Genomic DNA, 7889 nt, shown 5'->3' on the forward strand with positions numbered 1-7889 from the left:
TGGTCAAACGCATCTACAACACCGGCAAAATCACTATCTCGGCGGCGATCGCTGAACGTTATGGCAACTCCACCAAAAACATCATCTCGCTGATCATGATCTATGCGCTGCTGCTGGTTAACGTCGGTAACTACGTGAGCGGAGCGGCGGCGATCTCCACGGTGCTCAACCTCGATCTCACCACAGCAGCGGTGATCACCGCGATCGTCAGTACGTTCTACTTTATGTTCGGCGGCATGAAAGGCATCGCCTGGGTCACGCTGCTGCATAGCGGACTGAAATATATCGGTATTCTGATCATTCTCGGCGTGGCGCTGCACATGACCGGCGGTGTCAGCCCGATGATCAAAGAGATGCCGCATTTCTACTGGACGTGGGATGGCAACGTCGGCGGCAGCACCATCTTCGCCTGGATGATTGGCACCATCGGCTCGATCTTCTGTACGCAGTTTGTGATTCAGGCGATTGCTTCGACCAAAAGTGCCGATTCCGCCAAACGTGCGACCTGGGTGGCGTTCTTCTTCTGCATGCCGATTGCCATTGCCATCGCGCTGATTGGCGTGGCGGCGAAATACCTGCATCCCGATATCAAAAGTCTTTATGCGTTGCCGGTGTTCCTGCAGGACATGAGCCCGTGGCTGGCGGGGATTGTCACCACCTCATTAGTGGCGTCGATCTTTGTCAGCGTCAGCACCGTAGCGCTGGCGATTGCCTCGCTGGTGGTGAAAGATTTCTACGTGCCCTATCGCAATCCGACGCCGGAGCGCGAGTTCCGCATGACGCGCTGGCTGTCGTTGCTGATCGGTTTCCTGCCGCTGATTTTCGTGCTGTTCGTGCCAGAAGTGTTGAAGCTCTCATTCTTTACCCGCGCCATTCGTCTGTCGATTTCAGTGGTGGCAATCATCGCCTTCTATCTGCCGTTCTTTAAAAGCACGCGCGGCGCTAATGCCGGCCTGATTGGTGCCTGCGTCATGACCTCGGTGTGGTATCTGCTCGGCGATCCTTTTGGTATCAACAACATGTATGTGGCGCTGGTCACGCCTGCGGTGATCATGGTGATTGACCGCCTGATCCCGTCAAGCCAAACCCATGAGAAAAAAGCCCCGAAATCTTCAATGCAAAACAGTGGAGCCTGAAATGAGTGATTTAACCCTTACCGTTGAACGCAGCGGTAACCTCTCTCCGCACGTGCAGGATGCGCAACAGCTTACGGCGATGCTGCCTTCGGTCTGCCCGCAGAACCACGCGGCGAATCTGCTGCCGCTGCCCAATGGCGACCTGCTGTGCGTGTGGTTTGGTGGCACGCAGGAAGGGATCGCCGATATTTCGGTGTGGTGCTCGCGGCTGGAAAACGGCAGCACGCAGTGGAGCGAGGCACAAAAGTTGTCTGACGATCCCACGCGATCCGAACAGAATCCGGTGCTGTTCCTCGATCCCGAACAGGTTCTTTGGCTGCTGTGGACGGCGCAGAAATCCGGCAATCAGGACACCGCGATTGTGCGCTATCGCCAGTCACGTGATTTCGGTCACAGCTGGGGCGCCATCGACACTTTGCTCGATCAGCCCGGCACCTTTATTCGCCAGCCGATTGTGGTGCTGCCAAACGGTAACTGGCTGCTGCCGGTGTTTTATTGTCGAACGCAGCCCGGCGTGAAATGGGTGGGTAACGACGATATTAGCGCGGTGAAAATCTCCAGCGATAAAGGCCAAAGCTGGCGCGATGTGGCGGTGCCAGAAAGCCTGGGCTGCGTGCATATGAACATTACGCTGCTGCAGGATGGCAGCTTGCTGGCGCTGTATCGCAGTCGCTGGGCCGATTTCATCTATCAAAGCCGTTCGACCGACGGCGGTGAAAGCTGGAGTGCGCCGCTGGCGACTGAATTGCCCAATAACAACTCGTCGATTCAGGTAACGACATTGCGCAACGGCCATCTGGCGCTGGTGTTTAATGCCATTAGCGCCAAAGATGCCAGCGAGCGCCGTTTGTCGCTGTATGACGAAATTGAAGATGAAGAGGATGACGGCGATGTGGCGGTGGCGGCCGAGCTGGTGGTGCACAGCGGACGCACTGCATTTTGGGGCGCACCGCGCGCGCCAATGACACTGGCGATTTCCGCCGATGGCGGCAAAAGCTGGCCGTGGCAGCGTAATCTCGATGAGGGCGACGGCTACTGCATGACCAATAATTCGCAGCAAAAGCTCAACCGCGAGTTCTCCTATCCAAGCATCAAACAGAGTGATGATGGCGCGCTGCATGTGGCTTACACCTATTTTCGTCAGGCGATTAAATACGTGCGCGTCGATGAAAGCTGGGTGAAAGGATGAGCAGACAGCGACACGCGCTGGTGACGGGTGTCAGCTCTGGCATTGGCGCGGCCATCGCCGATCACCTGTTGCAGCAAGGTTGGCAGGTGACCGGTTTTAGCCGCACGCCGGTGCAGAAAGATCATCCGGCGTTCACCTCGGTCAGCGTGGATCTGTTGGATGCCAATCTGCTGAAGCAGGCGCTACTGGCGCTGCCGAAGGTGGATGCGCTGGTACACGCCGCAGGCATGATGGCAGCTGCGCCGCTCGGTGAGCTGGATGAGGAGCAGAGCGCGCGTTTGTGGTACTTGCACGTGCAGGTGGCGCAGATCATGGCGAATGCCTTGCAGCCGCAGATGGCGCAGGGCGGTCGTATCCTTTTGATTGGCAGCCGCACGTCACGCGGCGCGGCGAATCGCAGCCAGTACGTGAGTACCAAAGCGGCAATGGTGGGCATGGCGCGCAGCTGGGCGGCGGAACTGGCACCCAAAGGCATTACGGTGAATGTGATTGCGCCGGGTGCAACGGAGACGCCAATGTTGTTGCAACCTGGCCGCGCCAGTTCACCGCCAACGCTGCCGCCGATGGGGCGCTATATCAGGCCAGAGGAAGTGGCGGCGCTGGCGGGATTTGTGCTGTCGCCCGCCGCTGATGCGATCACCGGGCAGGAGTTGGTGATCTGTGGTGGGGCGTCGTTGTAAGTTGTGCGGTTGAAAACCAGGTCGCCATGAATGGCGACCCTACATAATCAGCGTCGCAATTCCGCCACATCCACCTGCCACTGATTCAGCTTGTTATAAAGCGCAGTGCGTGAAATTCCCAGCAGCTGCGCGGACTGGCGCAGGTTGCCTTTCTGCTCGCGCACCACCTGCATCACATGCTGGCGCTCATTCTCCTGCAGCGAGCTCAATTCGCTGGTGACAGGCGCGTTACGCTGCACCATCTCTTCCGGCAGATCGTGGCGATCAATCTCCAGCCCTTCACACAAATTCACCATGCGCTCGACCAGATTCTCCAGCTCGCGCACGTTGCCGGGCCAGTGCCACGCCTGTAAACAGCTCATCGCCTCGGCGGAGAGCTGCGGTGCGATACGCTTCAGCCGGGTGCAGAGCGCCTGAATAAAGGTATTCACCAGGCCGGGAATATCCTCCTGACGCTCGCGCAGCGGCGGGATCTCCAGCGAAATCACATTCAGGCGATAGTAGAGATCGCGGCGGAACGCGCCTTTCTCCACCGCATCCAGCAGATTGCAGTGGGTGGCGGCGATGATACGCACGTTAACCTTGATGGGATGCGCCGCGCCGATTCTCACCACTTCGCCTTCCTGCAGCACGCGCAGCAGGCTGGTTTGCGCCTCGAGTGGCATCTCGCCAATCTCATCGAGGAACAAGGTGCCGCCATCCGCCAGCTCAAATTTGCCCGCCGAGCCGCCGCGCCGCGATCCGGTAAAAGCGCCATCGACATAACCAAACAGTTCGCTCTGCACCAAATCACGCGGCAGCGCGCCACAGTTGAGCGCGATAAAGGCTTCCTGCTGGCGCGGGCTGGCGTTGTGAATCGCCTGCGCGAACAGCTCTTTACCGGTGCCGCTTTCGCCGGTTAATAGCACGGTGCTGTCAGAGCGGCTGCTGGCGCGCGCTTTCTGAATCGCTTGCAGCACGCGCGGTGCGTGCCCGCGAATCATCTCAAAGGTGTAGCTGGCGCCCACGCCCATCACACGGCGCGTAATGGCGCGGATACGCTGGTTTTCGCGCAGCGACAGCACGCGGCCGCCGTCGGGCGCGGGCATTAGCGAAATCAGGCAGGAAAGGGGATTGACGCCATCCGGCATAAACTGCAGCTCGCGGTCATTGCAGAACGGCATGGTGAGCAGCGATCCGCCTTGTGGTTGCAGCAGCACGTCGATCGGCCCGGCGTTGGGATCGAGACCGCTGAAGATCTGGCGGGCATAGCGATTCAGCGTTTTGATGCGGCCGTGGCGATCGCAGACGATCACGCCTTCATTCAGGGTTTCGAGGATCGACTGCTGCTCGGCCAGTAAGCGGCGCAGCATCAATTGCTGACCGACCGCTTCCGCTGCCGCCTGCACCGTGCCGAGCGTGTGCGCATTGAAGTTGTCGGGCGTGGCGGTCAACGTGAGTACGCCAAGCAGCTGGCCGCTGGCATCGCGCACCGGTGCGGCGGCGCATTGGCGATGGCGTTTGCGCAGATCGAGCTTCCAGTTTTCGCCGCTCAGCACATACACCAGCCGCTGCTCAATCAGGCAGCGTGCGGTGCAGTTGGTGCCGAGCACCTCTTCGCGCAGGATGCTGCCGACCGGCGTCAGATCCGCGCCGCAGAAATGCAGCGTCACGCCTTGCGCATCGGTCAGGTTGATGTGGCCATCCGGGTTATACGCCAGCAGGTTCTCCATGATGCTGCGTGCTGCGAGGATCAACTCGGCGTTGTGCTCAAGGATCGCTGCCAGTTCTGCAGCGGGCGGAGAGACATAGGCAAAGGTGGCGGGATCGATCGCGCGCTGCTGCGATCGCTGCCACGACTGCAAAATGCTGTGCCGCATCCAGCCGGGCTGTTCGCCGCGTTCGAAGCTGTGCCAGCCCTGCCACAACAACGTATCCCATTCGCCCACCTCAGCGCTGTCCGGCAAGCTGAAGATCGGATCGCTTTCATCTTTAAACGGCAAACGTTCACTGGCACGCATGTGACACTCCTGACCAAGATGGAATGTCCATTTTATTGACATGTGAAGTTGACATGTAAATTTTGTTGCCAGATTGTGAGCTATATCTGTGTTATGCCTCACATAAAGCGGCGGATTGCAGTTGGCATCGCCTTTGCACTACAGATTGCACATCCCTGCGCTCGAATGAGCACATCCAAAACAAAAAGGAATAGGTCATGACATTTCATCTTAAGCCAGTACGCGTCGGCCTGATTGGCGCCGGACGCATGGGCAGTTTCCACGCGGAAAACCTGGCCTGGCGCGTGCCGGGAGCGATCCTGGCGGCGGTGGCCGATCCGCAACCGGGCGCCGCCGAAGCGCTGACCAACAAGCTGGGCGTCGCCAAGGCCTACAGCGATCTGCATGCGCTGCTACAGGATCCTGAGATTGAGGCGGTGGCAATTGCCGCGCCGGCGCGTACGCACGCCGAATGGGTGATCGCAGCCGCGAATGCCGGCAAGCATGTGTTCTGCGAAAAGCCGATGGCGGTGACGCTGGATGAGGCGGATCGCGCGATTGCTGCCGCGAAAGCGGCTGGCGTGGTGTTGCAGGTCGGTTTTAACCGCCGCTTTGATTCAGGCTTTGCGGCAGCGATCGCGGCGGTGAAAGCGGGTGAAAATGGCACCACGCAGCTGAGCCGATCGCTGACGCGCGATCCCGGTCTGCACGATCCTTCGCGCATCCCGCAGTGGACGATCTTCCTTGAAACGCTGATCCACGATTTCGACACGCTGCTGCATTTCAATCCCGGCGCGAAGCCGGTAGAAGTCTATGCGCTGGCCGATGCGCTGGTGCGTCCGGATTTCAAAGACAAAGGCTTGCTCGACACTTCGGTGGTCACCATTCGCTTTGATAACGGCGCGATTGCCACCGCTGAAGCCAACTTCCAGGCGGTATACGGCTACGACGTACGTGGCGAAGTGTTCGGCAGCAAAGGCATGTTGCAGGCGGGCCACATCAACGTTAACAACTGCGTGCGCTATCACCAGGATGGCATCGCGATTGAAACCTCACGCATGGATTCAGATCTGCTGCGTGAAGCCTATGTGGCGGAGATGGCAGAGTTTGCCCGCTGCATTCGCAGTGGCGAGACGCCGCGCGCTACCGGTGAAGATGCGCGTAACGCGCTGGAGATCGCGCTGGCCTGTATCGACTCGGTGCAGCAGCAGCAGCCGATCAAACTGGGAGGTCGCTAATGGCCGGTTATCAGCTATCGGTTTGTGCCGAAATGGTGTTTCTCGATCTGCCTTTTGTCGAGCGTGTGAAACGCATTCATGAGCTGGGATTTGGCGTCGAAATCTGGGGCTGGGCCAACAAAGATATCGATGCGTTGGCGGCAACCGGCGCGCGTTTCACCTCGATGACCGGCTACCTCAGCGGCAACCTGACCGACGATGACGAGATCCAGCAGTTGCTGCAAAGTGCCGAAGCGTCGCTGGCGGTGGCCGAGCGGCTCAACTGTCCGGCATTAAACCTGCACGGCACCGGACTGGATGACAAAGGGTTGCCGGTCAAACCGGTTGAAGTGGTAACCGGCGCGATGTGGCTGAAAGCCGCCGATACGCTGCGCAAGGTGGCGCAGCTGGGCGAGCGCGCCGGACGCGTCTTCACGCTGGAGAACCTTAACTTGCCGGTTGATCATCCCGGCACACCGTTTGCGCTGGCCGCCGACACGCTGGCGCTGGTGGAAGCGGTAAACAGTCCAGCGCTGAAGATGAACCTCGACCTGTATCACGCGCAGATCGGCGAAGGCAATTTGATCGAACTGATTCGCCGCTGTGGTTCGGCAATTGGGGAGATTCAGGTGGCCGATGTGCCGGGTCGTCAGCAGCCGGGCACCGGCGAAATTAACTATCGCGCTATCGCCCGCGCGCTCCACGATGTCGGCTATCAGGGCACCGTGGCGCTGGAAGGCTGGGCCAGCGGCGAAAGTGGTGCCGCGCTGCAGCAGTTCCGCGGTCACTTCACGCTTTAACTGTTCCACCGCCGGGTATTTGCCTGTTGCCCGGCGTTAACTCGATGAAATAAATAATAATATCTCAACCCTACAGGACTAACCCATGAACATCAGAAATGTGATGCTGTGCCTCTGCGCATTGCTGCTCAGCCTGAGCGCGAGCGCTAAAACCTTCACCGTCGGCGTCGCGCTGGCGAACTTCGATCTCAACTTCGTTTCGATTCTGCGCACCCAGATGCAGGAGGAACTGAAAGCCAATCAGCTCAACAGCCAGTTTGTCGATGCCAAAGGCGATGTGGCGCTGCAAGTGCAGCAAGTGGATGATTTCGTCAATCAGGGCGTCGATGCCATCATCCTCAATCCTGTGGATACCCAAGGCGTATTGCCGATGATTACCGCAGCGAAAAACGCCGGCATTCCGCTGATCTTCGTCAATCGTAAGCCTGAAGTGAAGCTGCCCACCGACATGGCGTATGTCGGTTCTGACTCGGCGTTGGGCGGCGAAATGCAGATGGAAGCGCTGGCGAAGAAGATGAATTACAAAGGTAACGTGGCGATTCTGATGGGCGCGCTGTCGAACGAAGAAGCGCGCGAACGCACCCGCGCGGTGGAAGCGGTGATCGCCAAATACAAAGATATGAAGGTGATAGAGAAGCAGAGCGCCAAATGGCAGCGCAACGAAGCGGTGGATGTGGTGTCGAGCTGGCTGCTGAATCAACGTCCGATTGACGCTATCGCGGCAAATAATGATGAGATGGCGATTGGTGCCATCATGGCGCTCAGCCAGGCGAAGAATGAGAAGATTTTAGTCGCCGGTATCGACGGCACGCCGGATGGTCAGCAATTCGTGAAGAACGGCAAAATGACGCTGACCATTTTCCAGGATGCAAAAGGGCAGGCGACCGG

The 7889-nt window shown here is 58.9% G+C and carries 7 protein-coding genes; 6 read left to right on the forward strand and 1 reads right to left on the reverse strand.

The window, feature by feature from the left end; translation table 11 throughout:
* The 3 genes from RTY00_RS15080 to RTY00_RS15090 all read left to right on the forward strand — a co-directional run.
* Positions 1-1136: sodium:solute symporter family protein (locus RTY00_RS15080; protein ID WP_312664989.1), on the forward strand; the 1136-nt coding region annotated here is incomplete at its 5' end.
* A gap of 1 nt (position 1137) precedes the next feature.
* The gene (locus tag RTY00_RS15085; RefSeq protein WP_312664990.1) at positions 1138-2325 is read left to right on the forward strand and encodes an exo-alpha-sialidase; all 1188 of its coding nucleotides are present in this window, start codon (positions 1138-1140) and stop codon (positions 2323-2325) included.
* Positions 2322-3005 (forward strand): SDR family oxidoreductase, encoded by a 684-nt coding sequence (locus RTY00_RS15090; RefSeq protein ID WP_312664991.1) that lies wholly within the window; start codon positions 2322-2324, stop codon positions 3003-3005. Before RTY00_RS15085 ends, RTY00_RS15090 begins: the two co-directional genes overlap by 4 nt.
* A gap of 47 nt (positions 3006-3052) precedes the next feature.
* Here RTY00_RS15090 and RTY00_RS15095 read toward each other — a convergent pair whose 3' ends face one another.
* The gene (locus RTY00_RS15095) at positions 3053-5005 is read right to left on the reverse strand and encodes a sigma 54-interacting transcriptional regulator (RefSeq protein ID WP_312664992.1); all 1953 of its coding nucleotides are present in this window, start codon (positions 5003-5005) and stop codon (positions 3053-3055) included.
* Between the two features lie 197 nt (positions 5006-5202).
* On the opposite strand from RTY00_RS15095, the gene RTY00_RS15100 reads away from it, so the two are divergent.
* The 3 genes from RTY00_RS15100 to RTY00_RS15110 all read left to right on the forward strand — a co-directional run.
* Positions 5203-6222 carry a Gfo/Idh/MocA family oxidoreductase gene (locus tag RTY00_RS15100; RefSeq protein ID WP_312664993.1) on the forward strand — a complete coding sequence of 340 codons (1020 nt, stop codon included), beginning with the start codon at positions 5203-5205 and terminating at the stop codon, positions 6220-6222.
* The gene (locus RTY00_RS15105; protein ID WP_312664994.1) at positions 6222-7001 is read left to right on the forward strand and encodes a TIM barrel protein; all 780 of its coding nucleotides are present in this window, start codon (positions 6222-6224) and stop codon (positions 6999-7001) included. The genes RTY00_RS15100 and RTY00_RS15105 overlap by 1 nt, the downstream gene beginning before the upstream one ends.
* 85 nt (positions 7002-7086) lie before the next feature.
* A partial coding sequence (locus RTY00_RS15110) for a substrate-binding domain-containing protein (RefSeq protein WP_312664995.1) occupies positions 7087-7889 on the forward strand: 803 nt, incomplete at its 3' end.

Source organism: Pantoea sp. CTOTU49201 (assembly GCF_032054795.1).
In the GTDB taxonomy this organism is placed as follows: Bacteria; Pseudomonadota; Gammaproteobacteria; order Enterobacterales; family Enterobacteriaceae; genus Pantoea; species Pantoea symbiotica.